The organism is Segatella cerevisiae (genome assembly GCF_024054555.1).
GTDB classification, from domain to species: Bacteria; Bacteroidota; Bacteroidia; order Bacteroidales; family Bacteroidaceae; genus Prevotella; species Prevotella cerevisiae.
Genome location: NZ_JAMXLY010000046.1, coordinates 1 through 19,432, shown reverse-complemented (window position 1 = coordinate 19,432; position 19,432 = coordinate 1). Strand labels below are relative to the sequence as shown.

The following is a 19,432-nucleotide window of genomic DNA, read 5'->3' as shown; positions in this document are numbered from 1 at the left end:
AACTTTGAATCAGTGGTGGAATATTGAAAGAGATTAGGACGGTGCCATAGAGAATGGGACGAGTCCTGATTTTTCATTAGTATTGGCAAGCGACAAATGCAATGGAGCATAATATGACGAAAGAAGACAGGCAAAGTCTAATACTTAGTCAATTGATGAAACAGGGGTCTTTACTCGTTTCAGATTTGGCATTGGCATTGGACGTTTCGACTGTGACCATCCGCAAGGATCTTACGGAATTGGAAAAGAAGGGCAGACTCTACCGTAGTCATGGACGTGCTATCATGATGAATCCTTTTGCAAATAACCGTTCTATAAGTGAAAAGGGAAAAGTCTACCAAGAGGAAAAATATTGCATTGGCCGTGAGGCTGCACGTCTCATCACTAAGGATGATTCCATCATCATTGCCTCAGGTACCACGGTGCAGGCATTTGCCCGGAGCATCAAACCTTCCCATCGCCTGACCGTCGTCTCGGCGTCTTTGCCGGTCTCGGAAGCCTTGGCTGCAAATGAAGGCGTCGACATCATCCAGTTAGGTGGAAATCTCCGCCACAGCAGCCTTTCCGTGATAGGTCTCTATGCCGAAACTTTCCTAAAAGATTGTTTCTTCAGTAAACTGTTCCTGGGGGTAGATGGCATTGACTTGGATTTCGGATTTACAACGACAAATATGGGGGAAGCCCAACTGAATCAGAAAATGATAGATTCTGCACAAAAGACCATTGTACTTGCGGATTCTTCAAAATTCGGACGTCGGGGGTTTGCCAAGATCGGTAATATGGACGATATAGACATGATTATTACAGATGACCATATTACTGACTCCCAAAAGGAAGCCATTGAAAGTCTGGGTATCGATCTGATCATTGCAAAGCCCGACGCAACGGAAATGGAAACAAAAAGCATTTAAATCCCCTTAGATCATATAATATTAATCATTCATTATGAATATACCTTCAGAATTTGATGATATACGGCCTTTTGAGCCGGAAGAACTGCCCGCCGTATATGACAGGCTTATTGCCAACAAGCAATTTCAGGCTGTAATCAAATTTTTGTACCCCGATGTTCCTTTTGACACCATCGCGGCTAAGATGCGTAAGTGTAAGACAAATATAGAATTCCAACGCGAGTTTTGCTATGCCTTTTTGGAGAAACTCCTGGTCAATACGAGTACGGGATGCGAGATGGATACTTCTGAAGTGGACAAAACGCACTGTTATACTTTTATGAGTAACCACCGTGACATCGTTCTGGATGCTGCGTTCTTGGACAAGTTGCTCTTGGACGAAGGTTTCCCGACAACTTGTGAGATCGCCATAGGGGATAACCTCCTAAACCTTCCATGGGTGCAGGATATTGTCAGAGTGAATAAGTCTTTCATCGTCCGCCGAGGCCTGATGGCACGCGAGCGTTTGCAATCGAGCAAGGAACTGTCCAAATACATGCATTTCGTAATCAATCAGAAGCATCAGAGCATTTGGATTGCCCAGCGTGAAGGCCGTGCGAAGGATTCCAATGACTGCACTCAGGAAGCTGTACTGAAAATGATGGCAATGGGAGGCGAAGGCTCGATCATCGACAGTTTGATCAACCTTCACATCGTGCCTTTGTCCATCTCTTATGAATATGATCCTTGCGATTTCCTGAAGGCAAAGGAATTTCAGCAGAAAAGGGATAATGAAGGTTGGCAAAAAGGTGCAGATGATGACATTATCAGCATGAAAACAGGTCTCTTAGGTTATAAGGGCCATATCCATTATCATGCCGCTCCTTGCCTGGACGCATACCTCAGGACACTTGATCCTAAGACTAAGCGGACGGAACTGCTCTTGAAGGTGGCTTTGCATATCGATCAGGAGATCCACAGCCGTTACATGCTTTATCCCAATAATTACATCGCCTTAGATGAATATGAAGGCAATGACGTGTATGCTTCGCATTATACATCGGAGCAAAAGGAACATTTCGATGATTATCTGAATGACAAACTCGCGAAGATCGACCTGCCCAATAAGGATGTTGTCTTCCTTCGTGAGCGTATGCTGACGATGTATGCCAACCCTGCACGGAATTATCTGGCAACACAACAAACTCCTGTCTGTAAAAAAGAAGAAAAGACTTTCCAGTCTTTGGCTTAATGCACCGCTATCCGGTCATTTGACCGGATAGCAATCTTACAAAATTGTATTTTCCAGTAAGAGTTCTTCTTACGAACGCCCTGACTTCTCGGCTACACATTCCATTTCTATGAGCCATTCCGGGCGGCATACTTTGGCGTGGACGAGAACGTGGGGAATATCGGGATAAACTTGTCTCATGAAGTTCTCGGTGGTTGCTGCATCGGCATCATCCCGGAGATAGATGATGAAGTAACTGATGTCGTTCATCGTAGCGCCTCCGTCGGCCAATAAAGCCCCGATATTTTCAAGCAGGCGGGCAGTCTGTCTCGTAATGTCCTCAGGATACATGACCTTGCCGTCTTTGTCGATGCTGGCTGTACCTGAGATGAAAAATAGTTGTTCGTTATTCTCAAGTTGAATTCTCGTGCCGCTCTCAAAGGCAACGCCGTAATCCATAGTAGGATTGAGATAGGCCGGTGCTTTGAGGTATTTAATCTGATCCGCCTTTACTTTAGGATAGGTCAGGAAATCCATGGCGACAAGTGCTCTTGGATCAGAGGAGTATCCACCGATTCCAGTACTTGCTATAAAATGGGTGTCTGCTGTGAGACCTTCTTTCTTGAAGACAGCATTCCGCGCTTTGACAAGTCCTGAATAGTTGTTGTCGATATCCCTGGCGTACAGCCATGTGCGTATCAGATGCTTTGCCATACTCAAACCGGAACCTTCCAAACTCTTCAAGTATTTCTGGAACAGGGCGAGAGCCTGTGAATAAGAATCATATCCGGTCTTTTTCAGTTCTGCATCGGTCAGACGAAAACTCTGGAAGATAAAAGGACTTGCCTCTGTAGAAGTTTTGATGAGCAGGGCTATCTTGGACCGATCCAGTGGGGCCTGTTCGATAATGGAGTAGTCTTTTGGAGAAATGAATTCCGTGAATAATAGTGATTTTTCTAATTGTTGGCGTTGGTTAAAGGCATCACTTAAGAATATCCTGGTGAAAGTCAAATGCCTTCCTTCGGCAGCTTCCATATCAAGATAATTTCCGAGACGCAAATAAAGTCCGCTTAGGCGATGTGAGAAAGTTCCTCTAGTTTCAGGTGAAAGGACAGCATATCTGTTCATTAGAATTGGTTTTTGAATTGATTTCTCACAAAGATACGATTTTACGACATAAAAAGGTGTCTTTCCACTCATCAGATTAGAAAAATACTCATTTTTAGGGATAGGGTATCTCCCTGATTCTGATATCCGACTCATCGGTTTGTGCTGATGACTTTCAGAATGTTGTGAAGTGGAAAATATAAAGGGCGACTTATCCAATAAGATGAGTCGCTCTCTAAGTTTTTTCTTCTTTGAAGGTCTAGTTCCTTCAGGTGAGACTGGACGTCTAAAGGGATTCCAATAATTTCTTGAGGACAACTTCAGCGGAAATCTCACGGTTGGCAGCCTCGGGGATCACGAGACTGTGATCACTTTCTATCACGTCATCCGTAACGATAAGTCCTCGGCGTACAGGCAGGCAGTGCATAAAATAGCCATCGTTTGTCCAACTCATATGTTGCTTGTCGATGGTCCAGTTCATGTCCTTGTTCAGAATCTTGCCATAGTCTGCAGGGTTAGTGACTCCCGGACAACTCCAGTTCTTGGCATAGACGAAATCAGCGCCTTCAAGAGCCTTCTTCTGGTCGTATTCTACTTTTGCGTTGCCGACGAATTTCGGGTCCAGTTCATAACCTTTGGGTTGAGTAATGACAAAGTCCACGTCTGCCGCATTCATCCATTGCGCGAAGGAGTCAGGGACTGCTTGCGGGAGAGCCCGGCAGTGAGGTGCCCAACTCATGACGACCTTAGGTCGCTTGCTCTTCTTATGTTCTTCAATCGTGATGAGATCGGCGAAAGCCTGCAGTGGATGTACGGTCGCCGTCTCCATCGCAAAGACCGGTTTCCCACTGTACTGCACAAATTGGTTGACGATGGTTTCCGCATAGTCATAGTCTCTGTCCTTGAGGCCGGCAAAACTCCTGACGCCAATCAAATCGCAGTAGCAGCCCATGACAGGGATTGCTTCCAGAAGATGTTCACTCTTGTCACCGTCCATGATGACACCACGTCTGGTTTCGAGTTTCCATGCTCCTGCATTCACATCCAGGACGATAACGTTCATGCCCAGGTTCAATGCTGCTTTCTGTGTGGAAAGGCGGGTGCGTAGGCTATTGTTGAAAAACACCATCAGTAGTGTCTTGTTCTTTCCCAACTTCTGAAATCCGAAACGGTTTTGCTTGATTTCTTTTGCTTCAGCCAAAGCCTGGTCCAGATTGCCGATATCTTCGACATTAAAAAAAGTTTTCATATCTGTCTTTATGTGTTAATGATGATCGTGTGCGGTCTTGTTTATGGACGGGTTTGTCCGTGTCCGTCAATAAGCCATTTATAAGTTGTAATCTCTTCGAGTCCCATCGGTCCCCGTGCACCTAATTTCTGTGTACTGATACCGATTTCCGCTCCTAGTCCGAATTGCCCGCCGTCTGTAAAACTGGTTGCTGCATTGACATAGACGCAGGCTGCATCGACCATAGCCTGGAAGTGCTGGGCTGACGCAGGATTCTCTGTAACGATACATTCGCTGTGCCCACTGCCATAGATCGCGATATGTGACAGGGCTTCATCGAGAGAGGCCACCGTTTTGATCCCCATGGCATAGTCCAGCCACTCTGTCTCATAGGTTTGTGACCCTGCATGGAAGAGCAGTTCATCGGGGTACTTGCCTTTGAGGGCAGCATAGGCTTTCTCGTCAACTGTCAACCTGACCTGCTTTTTCGTGAGGGGCTGACAGAGTTCAGGGAGTTGTGACACCCGACTCTCATGGATGATGAGACAGTCCAGAGCATTGCAGACACTGGGTCTGCGGCATTTTGAATTATAGACAATTGCTTTCCCGATTTCGAGGTCGCCAGACTCATCGAAATAGATGTGGACGACCCCTGCACCAGTCTCTATGACCGGTACTTTCGCATTTTCACGTACATAGTTGATCAGCCTCTTGCTCCCTCGGGGGATACATAAGTCGATGTAGCCGACAGCCGACAGCATTTCACCGGTTGCTTCGTGTGTAGCCGGCAGGAGGGTGACGACGGCAGGGGCGATATGAAAGTTTTCCAGTACCTTGTGGATGAGGGCTACCTCCGCCTGATTAGTCTGATCGGCATCTCTGCCACCTTTGAGGATACAGGCATTGCCACTCTTGAAACAGAGTGAGAATACATCAAAGGTTACATTAGGGCGCGCTTCATAGATCATCCCGATAACCCCAAAGGGTACACTGACCCTCCGGAGATGCAGACCATTGGGGCGGACCGTATCTTTCGTGATCTTTCCCAAGGGAGAGGGTAGGCGGGCGACATGGCGCATGTCGGAAGCAATGTCCTCCAGTCTTTTTGCCGTCAGCATGAGACGGTCATACATCGGATTCTGGTTTCCCATCTGCTTCAAGTCCAAGGCATTGGCCGCCAAGATCTCGTCTTGGTGCTTCGTCATTGCTGAGGCTACAGCATCAAGGACTTCTTTCCGCTGACCGTCAGTCATCAATCCTAATGCCTGACTTGCAGCCTTTACTTTCTTGAATGTATCTTCTAATTGCATTTGCTTCCCTTTTCCTAAATTCACCGTAGAAGGTCTTGGAGATATCGTAAAGATCCGGGCGCTTACTCCATATAGAGATAATCGTAGTGTATGAGGGGTCTGATATCGTGTACGCCGATATTTTTTCGGGCTTCCTCTGCAGAATATCCGCTTCGGCCGACAGCAATGGTCTTTCCCTTGTCGTCTACCACATCTATGATGTCCCCCTCTTCGAAGTCTCCTTCTATGGAAGTCACACCGACGAGCAACAGACTTGTCGCCTTGTCACCTTTGAGGACCTCACTGGCTTTCTTGTTGATGAAAGCTCTGCCTTTGGCAAAACTCTCACTGTGTGCGATCCATTTCTTTACAGTAGTCGTGGGGTTCGGATTAGGTCTGAATTCCGTATGCATCGTCTGCTGGGGTTTCGTTGCCAGATCGGTCAGGATGTGAGGCGTTTTCCCATTTGCCAGAATGACTTTGATGCCTTCTTCTGCGACGTACCTTGCGATGCGCGCTTTGGTAATCATGCCGCCACGTCCGAAATCACTTTTGGTATCTTGGATATACTCGCTCAGGTCACGGTCGTAGTTGACCATAGGGATCACCCTCGTATTGGGTGAATTCGGGTCACCGTTATAGATGCCGTCTACATTGGAGAGGATGACGAGAGTCTCGGCTCCCATCATTGAAGCGATGAGACCGGAGAGTTCATCATTATCAGTAAACATCAGTTCGGTGACGCTCACGGTATCGTTCTCATTGACGATAGGCATGACACCGTTTTCAAGCATCACAGTCATACAGGACCTTTGATTCAGATACTCTTCCCGGGTCGAGAAACTTTCTTTCATGGTAAGGATCTGTCCGACAGGAATCCCGTATTCACGGAAAAGTTCATTGTACAAACTGATCAACTTGACTTGTCCTACGGCAGAATAGAGTTGTCGCTGAGCCACGCTTCCAAGTCTTCGGTCGATCTTAAGGTCATTTTGTCCACTCGTAATAGAACCGGAAGATACGAGAATAACCTCGTATCCATTCCGTTTCAAGGCCACGATCTGATCCACGATGGCCGACATTCGAGTGACGTCAAGTTTTCCATCACTTTGGGTCAGAACATTGCTGCCCACCTTGACGACTATTCTTCTTTTCTTCATTGGTCTTTTCATTATCCTTTTCCCGGATCTCCACCCTGCGAATCTTGCCTGAGATCGTCTTTGGAAGTTCGTCGACAAATTCGATGATCCTAGGATATTTGTAGGGCGCAGTCTCGTGTTTGACATGTTCTTGCAGTTCCTTGACTAGTTCAGGACCGGCTTTAGGTTTGTATTCCTTTGACAACACGACAGTAGCTTTCACGACGAACCCGCGGATCTTGTCAGGAACGCCTGTTACAGCACATTCCACTACAGCAGGATGGGTCATCAGGGCATTTTCCACTTCGAAAGGCCCGATGCGGTATCCACTACTCTTGATGACGTCGTCGATTCTGCCGACATACCAGTAGTAGCCTTCTTCATCGCGCCATGCCATATCTCCGGTGTGATAGAATCCGTCGTGCCAGACTTCCCTGGTCTTGGCCTCGTCACGATAATAGCCCTTGAACAGTCCTAAGGGTTTCCCGTTGAGGGTGTTGATGCAGATCTCACCGCGTTCACCGTCTTCACATTCTTTTCCGTCAGTGCGGAGCAGGCAGACATCATATTGGGGGTTAGGTTTACCCATACTTCCCGGTTTCGGCGTAATCCAAGGGAATGTACCCAGGGTCATTGTCGTCTCTGTCTGTCCGAATCCTTCATGGATATGCAGACCCGTCCGCTTGAAGACCACATCTTCTACCGACGGATTCATAGCCTCACCTGCTGTGGTGCAGTATTTCAAACTGCTCAGGTCATATTTGCTGAAATCTTCCAGAATCATGTATCGGTAGATGGTTGGAGGGGCACAGAAAGAGGTGATATGATATTTGGACATCACCGTCAAAATCTTTTTGGCTGTAAATTTCTCATGATCGAAGACAAACACGGTTGCTCCGGCAAACCACTGCCCGTAGAGCTTGCCCCAGACAGCCTTTCCCCAACCTGTATCAGCAACTGTCAGGTGAATGCTGTCTTCATTCAGATTATGCCAGAACTTGCCGGTCGTCAGATGACCGAGAGCATAGAGGAAGTCATGTGCTACCATTTTCGGCTCTCCGCTCGTGCCACTGGTAAAGTAGATCAGCATCGTGTCCTCATTGGAATTGACATATTCAGGGCGACGGAATTTCGGAGCCTTGCTCCATTCTTTGTGCCAGTCATGAAAAGGCTTAGGGACAGATGGTCCCACAGAAACAAGGACCTTCACGCTAGGACTCTCCGGCATGGCTTCCTGGACTTGGTCAAGCACATACTCGTCACCTACGCAGATGATCGCTTTGATGCTGGCACGTTGGTTACGGTATTCGATATCTTTGCTCGTCAACATGTGAGTGGCGGGGATGGCGACAGCACCGATCTTGTGCAGTCCCAGCATGCACAGCCACCATTCGTAACGCCGCTTCAAGATCAGCATGACCTTGTCGCCACGTCCGATGCCCAGACTCTGAAGGTAAGATGCGGTCTGGTCGGTTTCTATTTTCAGGTCCTTATAAGTAGACCGGACTTCCTTACCTTTTTCGTTGGTCCATAGCAAAGCCAGTTTGTCAGGCTTTACCCTTGCCCATTCATCCATGACATCATAGGCAAAATTGAAATTTTCCGGTATGATGAACTTTAAATGTTTTTTAAAATCCTCCTCTGAAGAAAAATGAGTTTGCTCTAAAAATCTCTCAATCATTTCTTTTTATATAAAGATGTTGTGTATTGAAGACCACACAACACCATGTTTATTATTAGTTCAGTTATTTAGTCGATGACGATATCCAAGAATATGGCAGAATGGCCGTTAAGTGCACGCATGCAATGAGGCACACGACCGTCATAATAGATGCTGTCGCCTTCATTCAGGACCAGGACCTTGTCATCAATCGTCAGTTCAAGAGTACCGATAAAGACCATGACGAATTCCTGTCCATTCGTGGTATTCTTGCTGTGGTTCTTGTCCCCCGGTAATGGATCCACCTGAGCGATGAAAGGATCAACTTTCCTTCCTCTGAACCCAGAGGCGATGCTCTGGTATTTGTAGTCATCACCGCGGTCAATCTCAGGGCCTTCACCTTTGCGGGTAATATAATAACTGCTCATGTGAGGCTCTTCTCCGAAAAGCAGAACCTCGAGGTCTATACCGTATCTCTTGGAAATTTTGGACAACCTGTATACAGAAGGATCAGCTTCTCCAGCTTCGATTTTCTTATAGTGTTCCAGGGTGATTCCGCAAAGATCCGCTACTTCCTGCGCGGGGATATTGAGTACTTCTCTCAATCCTTTCAGGCGTTCACCGATTTGTTTAATATCTTCTTCCATTATTGTTGTTTTAATGCGTTGTGTTTGCGAATTTACGAAATCTTTTCCGAAGTTTCCTTTCAGCAGACTGCTTTTTTGGTACGATTTGAAATAAAAAGTAAAAAATTGCACAATCGGCTTAAAGTGTGTAATTATTCCTTGCACAAATCTTTTTCGTCTGTGCAGAATTAACGCTTGACTTTACTTGCCGATGCGCAATATGAGAGATTCTAGTTGCTTGGCAAACTCATGTGTTCTCCGGTTTCAGGAGATTATATTCCGGCTTTAAGGCCTCGTATAACAGCACTTGTAAAACCCGCATGTTCCATTTCGTTGAGCCCTTGGATCGTGACACCGCCAGGAGTGGTGACCTGGTCGATGAGCGCCTCCGGATGCCCGTTCTTGGCCTGAAGTAATTTGACGGCACCCTCTACGGTCTGGGCGACGATCCTGGTCGCGTCACTGGCTTTGAAGCCCAGTTCTACTCCGCCTTCTGCGCTGGCACGGATATAGCGCAGCGCATAGGCTATGCCGCAACTTGCCAATGTCGTTCCTGCAGCAAGCAGGTTTTCTTTCGTGATCATGCTGCCACCCAACTCGTCGAAAAGACTGGTAATGGTCTTGGTCTGTTCGTCACTCGCGCCTTGGGGGACGATGAATGTCATGGAGGCTTTCTCTGCAATGGCAATATTGGGGATCACCATGAAGTAGGGTGGAAGAGTACCCTTCTTATCCAGCCAACTGTTGATCTGACCGGAAGATATACCGGCTGCAATGATGATCAGCATCTGATGCCCGTAATCCAGACTGTCTTTGATTTCTTTTAGAATACTTTCTACTATTCCAGGTTTGACCACTACGGAAACAATATCTGCCTTGGCAGCTATCATGTTCTCTGTGGTGATACTGGCACCTTCTTTGGCATAGTGCTCCAATTTTGCAGGTGTGGGATCTGCAACGGTAATGTCTTCAGATTTGAACAACTGACTTTTTAACAGGCCTTCCGCAAAGGCTCCTCCCATAGCGCCGGCCCCGATAACTGATATTTTCATACTCGTATTTCTGTCTGTGATAAAATTTCTGTGTTGACGTCTCGCCTTATCTTTCTTGGAAAGGTATGGTATGGTTTACAAAGTTAAGAAAATTTGATCAACTTCCCATCTGATTCTGTTTTATTTCATGACTCTGAAGAATCAAATGGCATCGTATATCTGTTTGTCAGACGTGTCTTTGAAGATAGATGCTGTGGTCGATGCAGTTTGGAAATTCTTCCTGATAGTGAGAGACCATAATCAGAGTCTTGTTCTTCCTCTTGCAGAATGCTTCGATGATGTCCTTGACCATGCGCCGGTTAGTATTGTCCAATCCGTGCAAAGGCTCATCCAAGATCAGAAGCTCCGGGTCTTTTACGAAAGCGCGTGCCAAGAGTACGAGCCGCTGTTCTCCACTGGAAATCTTGAGGAAGGGGAGATGCTCGAAATGTCCGAGTCCGAAAATCTGCATCCAGAAGCGGCATTTCTCAAGATCGTCATCCGAAGGTTTGGCATATAAGCCCACGGAATCTTTCAGTCCACTGGCCACAATACGGATGCAGTCCAGATTCTTCTGATAAGCTCTTTGCAGTTCAGGGGAGACATAACCGATATGCTTCTTGATATCCCAGATGCTCTCACCGCTGCCTCTGGGGCGGTCGAAAAGAGTGATGTCACAGGCATAGCTCTGGGGATTGTCAGCACAGACCAAACTCAGGAGAGTCGATTTTCCTGCCCCGTTCTGACCTTGCAAAGCCCAACGCTCTCCATTATAGACTGTCCAGTCCAAGTCTTTCAGGATGGTACGTTTGCCATAAATGATGCTGACCTTGTCCATTTTGACGACCTCATGGGCATGGTATTCATTGGTGTTGTAGGGGAGTGCGATGATAGCCTCTTCTTTCTCCTTGCTGAGCACCCTTGTCGGGAAAGGGGAACGGTGTGACAGATATTCGGCTTTCGGCACTTTCGGATGGACTTTCAAGTCTTTGACTTCCACCACGTGCGTGATGAATTCCGGAATATCGTCTGCTTTTGACAGAATCAGGATAATCTGCAAACTGTTTTCTTTCGCAAGTTGGGATAGCAGGATATTCAATTGTATTCGGGTCTCTGCATCCAGTCCTATGAAAGGATTGTCCATGATCAGTACCCGAGGCTCGGCGAACAGTGTCTCCGCCAATTTGAATTTCCTGAGTTCTCCGCTGGAAAGGAGGATAATAAACTTATCCAGAAAGGATTCCATGTCAAACTGCTTGTAGATGTGCTGCTGCAAGGCCCGGCGTGCCGGCGTGTCTTCACCGGCAAGTTGGAAGGCCTCTTCGAGTTTTTCTTTTGCAGTAGGTGTGTTGTCGTCGATTTCCTGTTGATTCCAGCGCTGCTGAAGATAATAGGTCTTGTCGTTATCCCCGCCATAGGAGTCCCTGAAAGTGATATAACGTATATTATCGCTCACCCGTTCTTTCTTACTGGGGGAGAAGTCGTACGCCGGATCTTGTCTCAATAGCGGATGACTCCCGATGATGATGTCTGCCAATAAGGATTTTCCTCCTCCATTAGGACCGACTATGGCGATGTGCTCTCCATCTTTGGATTCAAAATCGACTGGTTCTGCCAAGCGCCATGCCGGCATACGGGGAATGCCTTGATTGATACGGATGATTGTCTGCATATATTAGGATAAAACTCTTCTGATTTTATTTTTTTGTTGCTGTTCGCTCAATGGGGTCTCAGAGATTAAAATTCGTTGAGAACGGTCTCCAGTTTCTCGATGAACAGGTCTGCCTCGTCTCTTGTCAGGCAGAGTGGAGGCAGGATCCGCAGGATATTGTTTCCCGCACAACCTGTAAAACAGTGCTGCTGATAGATGAGTTTGTTTCTGACATCTTTCTGTGGAATGTCCATGACAACGCCGATCATCAGTCCCCGGCCTCTCACTTCGAGGATATGCTTGTTGCGTTGTTGCAGTTCCTTCAATTCTTGGATGAGGTATTCACCGACGAGGTGGGCATTTTCCACCAGCCCGTCTTTTTCAAAGACATCCAGTACGGCCAGGGCTGCCGTACAAGCCAGATGATTCCCCCCGAAAGTCGTACCTAATTCTCCGGGGAAGGGTTTGAACTCGGGTGAGATGAGTACGCCGCCCATAGGAAAGCCATTGCCGATGCCTTTGGCTACAGTGATCAGATCGGGTCTGATTCCCAGCCACTGATGGGCAAAGAACTTTCCACTTCTGCCATAGCCGCACTGTATCTCGTCTGTGATGAGGACGGTACCGTTCTCTTTACAGGCCTTTTGGAGTCCTTGGGCAAATTCGGGTGTCGCCATATTGACGCCTCCAACACCTTGGATACACTCCAGAATACAGGCACAGACATCTCCTTTCGACAGTTCTTTCTTCCAAGCGTCCAGATCATTGAGGGGCAGGAAAGTCACATGACTGTTGGCATTGATGGGAGCCGTTATCTTGGGGTTGTTGGTGACCTCTACAGCCAAGGATGTCCTTCCGTGGAAGGATTTCTCTGCAGCGAGGATTCTGGTTCTCCCTGTGTGGAATGAAGCCAGTTTGAGGGCGTTCTCATTCGCTTCGGCACCGGAGTTGATCAGGAAGAACTGATAGTCGTCATAACCGCTGATCTTGCCCAGTCTGTCAGCCAACTGTTGTTGCAGGGGATTGATGACAGAGTTACTGTAAAATCCCAACTTGTGGAGTTGGTTGGTCATCATCTCTATATAATGAGGATGGCAATGTCCTATACTGATGACGGCATGGCCGCCATACATATCCAGATATTTCTGACCTTTATCATCCCATACCTCACATCCTTTTCCCTTGACGATGTCAACATCAAAGAGTGCGTATACATTGAATAGTTTCATTAAAATGCGCTTCCTTTTAAATTTAATCCTGTTTTCTGGTCTATTCCGAACATGATATTCATGTTTTGTACGGCTTGTCCGACGGCCCCTTTGAGAAGGTTGTCGATACATGAAGTAATCAACAGTTTATCATCTATCTTGTCTACGTGTATGAGGGCTTTGTTCGTATTGACAACTTGTTTCAAGTCCAAGGGCTGGTCGACATAATGTGTAAACGCGGCTCCCTGATAGAATTTCTTGTATCCTGCGACGATGTCCTCACCCGATGTTTCGGTCTTTACAACTTCGGTAGCGAAAACACCTCGGGTAAAGCATCCCCGGTAAGGGATAAAGTCGATGCCCGCATCCAGAAATCCCTGGATTTGCTTCAGACTCTGTCGGATCTCCGGAACATGCTGATGGCGGAAGGCCTTATAGATACTCAGGTTGTTATCCCTCCATGAATAATGAGTCGTCGCCTGGGGTTTCTGACCTGCCCCGGTGCTGCCGGTGATGGCATTGACAGACACATCCTTTGTGATAAGGTGCATCTGAGCTGCGGGGAGCAATCCTAATTGGATGCAGGTGGCAAAACAACCGGGATTGGCGACATGTCGGGCCTTGGCAATCTTTGTGGCATTGATCTCCGGCAGACCATAGACAAAGTCGTGTTTTTGGGCGGTCGGGTGCTGAGTCTTGGCGACGACATCCGGTGCCAGGCGGAAATCCTGTGCAAGGTCAATGATTTTTACGTTTTCAGGTATGTCGTGGGCTTTCATGAAAGCCTCGCTCTTGCCGTGACCGAAACAGAAGAATAGGACATCCACTTGGTCAAAAGGCATCTCGGAGGTGAATTTCATATCCGTATCGCCATACAATCCTTCATGGATGTCTGTGATATATTTTCCGGCACAGCTCTCACTATTGGCAAAGACAATTTCTGCTTCAGGATGATTGAGGAGAAGCCGGATGAGTTCGCCACCCGTAAATCCGGCAGCTCCTAATATTCCTATTTTTATCATGATTTGATGATTTTAGTTGGGTCTCCGGAATCTCGCTTTTGATCGGGAATCCGTCAGTTTATTCACCCGTATCTTCAGTATTCATTCCTTTAGAGTCCTCTCCGTCTTGTTTTATGGTGGTATCTTTAGGAATGATCAGATACAAGGCAATATAGACGATGATACCGGTGAAAATGCAGGTGATGACTGTAAAAACGACATAGGCAATTCGTATCCATGTCGGGTCAACATCGAAATAGTGGGCGATGCCTGCACATACTCCGCCCAGTTTTGCATCAGTCATTGACCTTGTCAGTTTTTTATCCATCTGCTTCATATATTTGGTTTTAAAAGGGGTGATACATTTTGAACGGTTCAGAGATCGATAGTTTTCTGACTCTGAAACTTCGGGAAGTGTTCCCTTAATGGATGAGACTCTGAAGGGTTATCTCTTTTCATCAGGGTGAATCCCGTAATAGACGCGGAGAGGAGTAGACAGCACTTTGATGAATCCTTTCATCTCTTCTGCCGTCCAACCATGTTGCATTTCTCCATATTCACCTAACTTGGACTTCAAGAGATCGTCGGGTGAATCTACGCCGACAGTTTCAAAACCCAGAGGTCTGAGTTTCAGGATGACTGTACCGTTGACATGTCTTTGGGAAGACGTCATCATGGCTTCGATATCCGGCATGACAGGTTCGAGATACTGACTCTCATGGAGGAACATTCCGTACCAGTTGCCGATTTGGTCTTTCCAGTATTGCTGCCATTTGCTGAGGGTGTATTTCTCCAGCAGGCGGTGTGCTTCGATAATCAGTTTGGGAGCGGCAGCCTCAAAGCCTACCCGTCCTTTGATTCCGATGATCGTATCACCGACATTGCAGTCACGGCCGATGGCATAGGCAGAACCTATTTCTTCGATCTTCTGTATGGCTTTGACCTTATCTACGAACACTTCACCGTTGACAGACTCGATCTCACCTTGCTCAAATGTGATCTTCAGTATGCTTTCTTTGGTCTGTTCGACATGTTTCAGGTAAGCTTCTTCCGGTAATCCCTGTGCGGAATCGAGGATCTCTCCTCCACAGATACTGGTTCCCCAGATGCCGACATTATAACTGTATTTGAGTTTGGTGAAATCTGCATTGAAACCGTGGCTGTTCAGATAATCCACTTCTTCTTTACGTGTCAGGTGATGGTCACGTGTCAATGTGATGATTTGGATATTCGGGCACATCACGAGGAAGGTCATATCGAAACGGATCTGGTCATTCCCTGCGCCTGTTGAACCGTGGGCGATGGCATCTGCATCGATCTCCTTGGCATAGCGGGCTACGGCAATGGCCTGGAAGATACGCTCGCTACTCACGGAAATAGGATAACAGTTGTTCCTGAGAACGTTGCCGTAGATCATATACTTGAGAGATTTCTCGTAATATTCCTGGGTCACGTCAAGTGTGACGTATTGCTTTGCTCCCAGTAGATAGGCGTTCTCTTCATTTTTCTTCAATTGTGCGGCACTGAATCCGCCGGTACTGGCACATGCGGCATAAACATCCCAACCCTCTTGTGAGAGTTTCATAACTGTATAAGAGGTGTCTAGTCCTCCACTATAGGCGACGACGACTTTCTTGTTTTGCATTTTCTTATGGATTTTAATTGATGATATTTATTTAGACATTTGCGGCAGAAAGGCGGATGGGTTGAAAGGAAAAAGGTGACTTAAGAATCATCTTCCGGGCATCTGACTTGATGCTTTTGCCCGTTCGTCCTGCTCGGTTTTTCCGCTTATAAACTCGGATTTATTTATTGCTGTCAATCCTTTTGATCCTTTCAAGGACTTCATCAGGTATTTTTACAGGCAGGACTTCTTTTGGATCGAACAGCATTGCTGTACAGATGCAATATTTCCGATGTGTCCTGTGAAGAACATCTACATTGATGCAACCTTCACACCCTCTCCAGAAAGCTTCATCTTTGGTGAGGTCGTTGAAGGTTACGGGTAGATAGCCTAATTGGGTATTCATCTTCATGACCGCAGAGCCGCTAGTCAAAGAGAAAATTTTAGCATTCGGCCATCGCACCCGTGCCAATGAAAAGGTGAGATTCTTGATCCGCTTGGCTATGCCATAGCCTCGGAAGTCGGGATGGACAATAAGTCCTGATGTTGTGACATACTCTTTGTTGCCCCAGGTTTCAATATAACTGAAACCGGCAAATTTGTCTCCAGAAAGGGCTATCACAGCTTTGGCTTCTTTCATCTTTGTAGCCAAATACTCGTGTGTACGTTTGGCAATCCCTGTGCCCCGTACCTTTGCAGCTTCAGCAATCGTCTTGAGAATGGTATCTACGTATTTCTCATCAGAAGCGTCTGCTACCCTTACTTTGATTTCTTCCATTTCCTTGTGATTATTAATTCTGGCCTTAGGCCTTTTCTCGTTGTTGTCTTATGCCTGTACGCGGTAATGCTATTATGTGATCGATTACTCGTTCGGAATAATTGACATCAGGTCGTCTGTGATGATCCTCTCACTTGCATCGTCTTTCTTGACAATGAAGATCGTGTCGTCTCCTGCAATCGTTCCTAAGATTTCCGGGAGTTTGGCATTGTCGATATTATAGGCAATGCTGCTGGCATACCCCGGACGTGTCTTGATGACCCCTATGTTTCCTGAGAAATTCAGGGAAAGGAATCCGGGAGATTGCATCATCTTTATGGCTGACTGGGGACTGTGGACACGCTTATACATGGTCTCATTCGGTAAGACGTATACATACTTCCCATTCATACTGGCTGCCTTGGCTACCTTTAACTGTTTGAGGTCGCGGCTAAGCGTAGCTTGTGTAAGTTTGAATCCTTCTTTTGAAAGAGCTTCAAGAACTTCTTCCTGACTTCCCAGTTCTTGGCTGGAGATAAGCATTTTCAGGGCTTCCAATCTGCTGTCTTTTACTTTCATAAGATGTATTTTTATTCATTCATGACTGCAAAATTATAGATATTTATTGAAATAAACAAATAATATTGCATAAAAATAATAGAAAAACTGAAAGTTAAACTATTTATGTTTAGTCATTGCATATTAATTCATTTAGTTGGTGAGAAAAATACAGGAATCGGTGGACTGTTTCTTTGGCTTTCGATAGGGCAGAATATGTTGAGAAAAGAGTCTGCCTTTGAGGCGATAAATCAGGGGATTTTCCTTCTTCTCTGTTGAGGGAAACTGAAATGCCGGCCATGGACGATCTGAGAAGTGATGGGGATGTGTAGGAAAATGAGATGTTTCCTGATCCTATATCCGCTTCATATCGTAGACGTAACGACAGTGGAAATAAATCTGTAATGCTATTATAAGAGGTGCCGTCAACCTATGATAAAAATGAAGTACCATTTAAATGCCCCGAACTAACTTGGGTCAATAGTCATCCAGTTCTATGATGAAAAATGAAGCCGCCGAACTTAAGTTTTCTAGCAATCGAATAAGGAACCGACCAATATGCTGCATAATGGTGTACCAAAATGGTGGATAATGGTGCACCATTATGTAGCATATTGCAAAGTGCCTCTCGTGATGGGAACAAGTAGGTCTCTCGGAGTGGACAATGACTACTGTAATATGCCAGTTTTAAGGTCTTCCAGATAATCCTTGGACCCAACGAATTGGGGGATATCCTAAATAGGCAATGCCCTTTCTGCCAATTCGGGATAAGACGAGGAACAAAAGTTTGTGGATCTTTTGTATAATTCAGGAATCGCCGGTGTTCTGGAAAGGGGGATTAGACGATTTTATGATAAAGATGGGGCATAAAAAATCCTCAATTCTACCTTTCTTAAGAAAACTAGAATTGAGGTATGGGATGTGGAATCAATTATTTGTTGCTATTACCAAATATTCTCAGGAAATAGAGAAATAAGTTGATGAAATCCATATATAGGTTCAATGCCCCGAGTAGAGCAATCTTCTGGGCACCTTCGCTGACGTCATATTGCGTAGACAAGACTCTTTTCATCTTTTGGGTATCCCATGCCGTCAAACCTACAAAGACTGCGATGCCGATATAGGACAGGATGTAGTCGAACATGGCACTCTTCAGAAAGACATTTACCAGGGTGGCAATGACTAAACCGATAAGGGCCATAAAACAGATGTTCCCGATTGAACTCAGATCTTTCTTCGTCGTACTTCCATAAACTGCCATGACACCGAATGTCCCTGCCGTTATGAAAAAGACTTTCGCTATCGAGGTCATGGTATAAATCATGAAGATAGACGAGAACAATGCCCCGTTTAGTACAGAATACAGAATAAACATGAATGTAGCTGTACCTAGTGAAAGCCGGTTGATGCCTGCCGTTACTCCAATTACTAGGGCAAATTCTCCGATAATGAGACCCCACATGATAGCGGAGTTGGTATAGATGGCTCTTAATAAATTAGGACTGCTGGCTACTCCGAAAGCTGTTACGCCTGTCAGTACCAATGCCAACGTCATCCATACGTACATCTTCCTGGTGAGGATTGGCAAAGCTCGGTTTAATTCTTTAACTTTGCTCTGCTGTGGATCCCCATAATGGTTTAGTGAGTTATACAATTCCTCTTCTGTCATAAATGTCTTCCTTTAATTCTTTTCTTAATATTATATTCTGCAAATATAAAGCCATTGCACTATATAAACAAGAAAAAACACGAATTTTAACGTTTTGTAGGTTGATTATATCCTATTATAAATGCTTTTGACAGTTATGGCCCTGTTTGTAGAACTTCTTCTTTCTCCTTTCTCATGGCTTGTCATCCTTGCGCAGTCTGTATCTTCTCGGTTAAGTCTACGGACATATAAGATTTCTCTTTCGCAAATCGGATAAAAGATTAAACTTTAGTCCTCTCATTATATAAGGTACTAAGGAATTGAGAATTGATCTAAATCAATAGAAGAAAAGAAAATGTATTTTTCTTGAATTTTTTCCTCTAAATATTTGGAGGGTTCGGAAGAAATGCATACCTTTGCAACCGCTTTCGGCAAAAAACCGGGAGCGAAAGAAAGAGTTCTTTGAAAAGATTCACATAAAACAGACAGGCAGTACAAGAATGGGACTTGCCTATGTACTTTCGGGTACACAGGCAGATCCCGAGCGTAGAAGAAGAAAGAACCGTCCGTCTGCCGAGACGAAAGTCGCGGTCGGAACGGAAGGGTACCCTGAACAGAACAAAGGCGCCGTCTTCCTTTTCCCGCAAGGGAGAGGGGAGCGGCGCAGGAAAGACAATTTACAATGGAGAGTTTGATCCTGGCTCAGGATGAACGCTAGCTACAGGCTTAACACATGCAAGTCGAGGGGAAACGGGCGCCAAGCTTGCTTGGCGTTGTCGTCGAC

17 protein-coding genes and 1 rRNA gene are annotated in these 19,432 nt (G+C 46.0%); 3 read left to right on the top strand and 15 right to left on the bottom strand.

The features are described from left to right. Nucleotides 1-113 precede the first annotated feature (113 nt). On the top strand, nucleotides 114-911 hold the full coding sequence (locus NG821_RS10610) for a DeoR/GlpR family DNA-binding transcription regulator (protein ID WP_252761640.1): 798 nt from the start codon (nucleotides 114-116) through the stop codon (nucleotides 909-911). A 34-nt stretch (nucleotides 912-945) separates the two neighbouring features. Continuing rightward, nucleotides 946-2,142, top strand: a complete 1,197-nt coding sequence (locus NG821_RS10605; protein ID WP_252761639.1) for a 1-acyl-sn-glycerol-3-phosphate acyltransferase — start codon at nucleotides 946-948, stop codon at nucleotides 2,140-2,142. 69 nt (nucleotides 2,143-2,211) lie between these two features. Here the strand turns inward: NG821_RS10605 and NG821_RS10600 are convergent, their stop codons facing one another. The 15 genes from NG821_RS10600 to NG821_RS10530 form a co-directional block, all read right to left on the bottom strand. Beyond that, nucleotides 2,212-3,249 carry a Rid family hydrolase gene (locus tag NG821_RS10600; RefSeq protein WP_252761638.1) on the bottom strand — a complete coding sequence of 346 codons (1,038 nt, stop codon included), beginning with the start codon at nucleotides 3,247-3,249 and terminating at the stop codon, nucleotides 2,212-2,214. Between the two features lie 265 nt (nucleotides 3,250-3,514). Then, the gene (locus tag NG821_RS10595; protein WP_252761637.1) at nucleotides 3,515-4,477 is read right to left on the bottom strand and encodes a Rossmann-fold NAD(P)-binding domain-containing protein; all 963 of its coding nucleotides are present in this window, start codon (nucleotides 4,475-4,477) and stop codon (nucleotides 3,515-3,517) included. A 41-nt stretch (nucleotides 4,478-4,518) separates the two neighbouring features. Continuing rightward, complete coding sequence (locus tag NG821_RS10590; RefSeq protein WP_317233087.1) at nucleotides 4,519-5,790, bottom strand: glutamate-5-semialdehyde dehydrogenase; 1,272 nt, start codon at nucleotides 5,788-5,790, stop codon at nucleotides 4,519-4,521. Between the two features lie 38 nt (nucleotides 5,791-5,828). Beyond that, complete coding sequence (proB, locus tag NG821_RS10585; protein ID WP_252761635.1) at nucleotides 5,829-6,905, bottom strand: glutamate 5-kinase; 1,077 nt, start codon at nucleotides 6,903-6,905, stop codon at nucleotides 5,829-5,831. Further along, nucleotides 6,850-8,565 carry an AMP-binding protein gene (locus NG821_RS10580; RefSeq protein WP_252761634.1) on the bottom strand — a complete coding sequence of 572 codons (1,716 nt, stop codon included), beginning with the start codon at nucleotides 8,563-8,565 and terminating at the stop codon, nucleotides 6,850-6,852. The genes proB and NG821_RS10580 overlap by 56 nt, the downstream gene beginning before the upstream one ends. A gap of 68 nt (nucleotides 8,566-8,633) precedes the next feature. Further along, entirely contained in the window at nucleotides 8,634-9,191 is a 558-nt protein-coding gene (locus tag NG821_RS10575; protein ID WP_252761633.1) for a helix-turn-helix domain-containing protein, read from the bottom strand. A gap of 251 nt (nucleotides 9,192-9,442) precedes the next feature. Further along, nucleotides 9,443-10,222 carry a pyrroline-5-carboxylate reductase family protein gene (locus tag NG821_RS10570; RefSeq protein ID WP_252761632.1) on the bottom strand — a complete coding sequence of 260 codons (780 nt, stop codon included), beginning with the start codon at nucleotides 10,220-10,222 and terminating at the stop codon, nucleotides 9,443-9,445. A 166-nt stretch (nucleotides 10,223-10,388) separates the two neighbouring features. Then, nucleotides 10,389-11,873: an ATP-binding cassette domain-containing protein gene (locus NG821_RS10565; RefSeq protein ID WP_252761631.1), complete on the bottom strand. Its 1,485-nt coding sequence runs from the start codon at nucleotides 11,871-11,873 to the stop codon at nucleotides 10,389-10,391. Nucleotides 11,874-11,938: 65 nt separating this feature from the next. Next, nucleotides 11,939-13,081: an aspartate aminotransferase family protein gene (locus NG821_RS10560; RefSeq protein ID WP_252761630.1), complete on the bottom strand. Its 1,143-nt coding sequence runs from the start codon at nucleotides 13,079-13,081 to the stop codon at nucleotides 11,939-11,941. Then, nucleotides 13,081-14,082: an N-acetyl-gamma-glutamyl-phosphate reductase gene (gene argC, locus NG821_RS10555; protein WP_252761629.1), complete on the bottom strand. Its 1,002-nt coding sequence runs from the start codon at nucleotides 14,080-14,082 to the stop codon at nucleotides 13,081-13,083. Before argC ends, NG821_RS10560 begins: the two co-directional genes overlap by 1 nt. Before the next feature lie 58 nt (nucleotides 14,083-14,140). Continuing rightward, nucleotides 14,141-14,398 carry a PspC domain-containing protein gene (locus NG821_RS10550; RefSeq protein WP_317233086.1) on the bottom strand — a complete coding sequence of 86 codons (258 nt, stop codon included), beginning with the start codon at nucleotides 14,396-14,398 and terminating at the stop codon, nucleotides 14,141-14,143. A 108-nt stretch (nucleotides 14,399-14,506) separates the two neighbouring features. Then, a complete protein-coding gene (locus NG821_RS10545; RefSeq protein ID WP_252761628.1) occupies nucleotides 14,507-15,706 on the bottom strand; it encodes an argininosuccinate synthase in 1,200 nt (399 codons plus the stop codon). Between the two features lie 160 nt (nucleotides 15,707-15,866). After that, nucleotides 15,867-16,463, bottom strand: coding sequence for a GNAT family N-acetyltransferase (locus NG821_RS10540; RefSeq protein WP_252761627.1), 597 nt, complete (start codon nucleotides 16,461-16,463; stop codon nucleotides 15,867-15,869). A gap of 84 nt (nucleotides 16,464-16,547) precedes the next feature. Then, nucleotides 16,548-17,021 carry an arginine repressor gene (gene argR / locus NG821_RS10535; protein ID WP_252761626.1) on the bottom strand — a complete coding sequence of 158 codons (474 nt, stop codon included), beginning with the start codon at nucleotides 17,019-17,021 and terminating at the stop codon, nucleotides 16,548-16,550. Between the two features lie 910 nt (nucleotides 17,022-17,931). Beyond that, a complete protein-coding gene (locus tag NG821_RS10530) occupies nucleotides 17,932-18,669 on the bottom strand; it encodes a Bax inhibitor-1/YccA family protein (protein WP_252761625.1) in 738 nt (245 codons plus the stop codon). A 658-nt stretch (nucleotides 18,670-19,327) separates the two neighbouring features. On the opposite strand from NG821_RS10530, the gene NG821_RS10525 reads away from it, so the two are divergent. After that, nucleotides 19,328-19,432: ribosomal RNA gene (locus tag NG821_RS10525) — 16S ribosomal RNA — on the top strand; the annotation flags it as partial.

Bases quoted from the DNA above. Each gene is read 5' to 3' on its own strand.
- NG821_RS10545 (WP_252761628.1), bottom strand. From the start codon at position 15,706: ATGCAAAACAAGAAAGTCGTCGTCGCCTATAGTGGAGGACTAGACACC.
- NG821_RS10530 (WP_252761625.1), bottom strand. From the start codon at position 18,669: ATGACAGAAGAGGAATTGTATAACTCACTAAACCATTATGGGGATCCA.
- NG821_RS10570 (WP_252761632.1), bottom strand. From the start codon at position 10,222: ATGAAAATATCAGTTATCGGGGCCGGCGCTATGGGAGGAGCCTTTGCG.
- argC (WP_252761629.1), bottom strand. From the start codon at position 14,082: ATGATAAAAATAGGAATATTAGGAGCTGCCGGATTTACGGGTGGCGAA.
- NG821_RS10575 (WP_252761633.1), bottom strand. From the start codon at position 9,191: ATGGAAGAAGATATTAAACAAATCGGTGAACGCCTGAAAGGATTGAGA.
- NG821_RS10580 (WP_252761634.1), bottom strand. From the start codon at position 8,565: ATGATTGAGAGATTTTTAGAGCAAACTCATTTTTCTTCAGAGGAGGAT.
- proB (WP_252761635.1), bottom strand. From the start codon at position 6,905: ATGAAGAAAAGAAGAATAGTCGTCAAGGTGGGCAGCAATGTTCTGACC.
- NG821_RS10565 (WP_252761631.1), bottom strand. From the start codon at position 11,873: ATGCAGACAATCATCCGTATCAATCAAGGCATTCCCCGTATGCCGGCA.
- NG821_RS10540 (WP_252761627.1), bottom strand. From the start codon at position 16,463: ATGGAAGAAATCAAAGTAAGGGTAGCAGACGCTTCTGATGAGAAATAC.
- NG821_RS10550 (WP_317233086.1), bottom strand. From the start codon at position 14,398: ATGAAGCAGATGGATAAAAAACTGACAAGGTCAATGACTGATGCAAAA.
- NG821_RS10610 (WP_252761640.1), top strand. From the start codon at position 114: ATGACGAAAGAAGACAGGCAAAGTCTAATACTTAGTCAATTGATGAAA.
- NG821_RS10595 (WP_252761637.1), bottom strand. From the start codon at position 4,477: ATGAAAACTTTTTTTAATGTCGAAGATATCGGCAATCTGGACCAGGCT.
- NG821_RS10605 (WP_252761639.1), top strand. From the start codon at position 946: ATGAATATACCTTCAGAATTTGATGATATACGGCCTTTTGAGCCGGAA.
- argR (WP_252761626.1), bottom strand. From the start codon at position 17,021: ATGAAAGTAAAAGACAGCAGATTGGAAGCCCTGAAAATGCTTATCTCC.
- NG821_RS10600 (WP_252761638.1), bottom strand. From the start codon at position 3,249: ATGAACAGATATGCTGTCCTTTCACCTGAAACTAGAGGAACTTTCTCA.
- NG821_RS10560 (WP_252761630.1), bottom strand. From the start codon at position 13,081: ATGAAACTATTCAATGTATACGCACTCTTTGATGTTGACATCGTCAAG.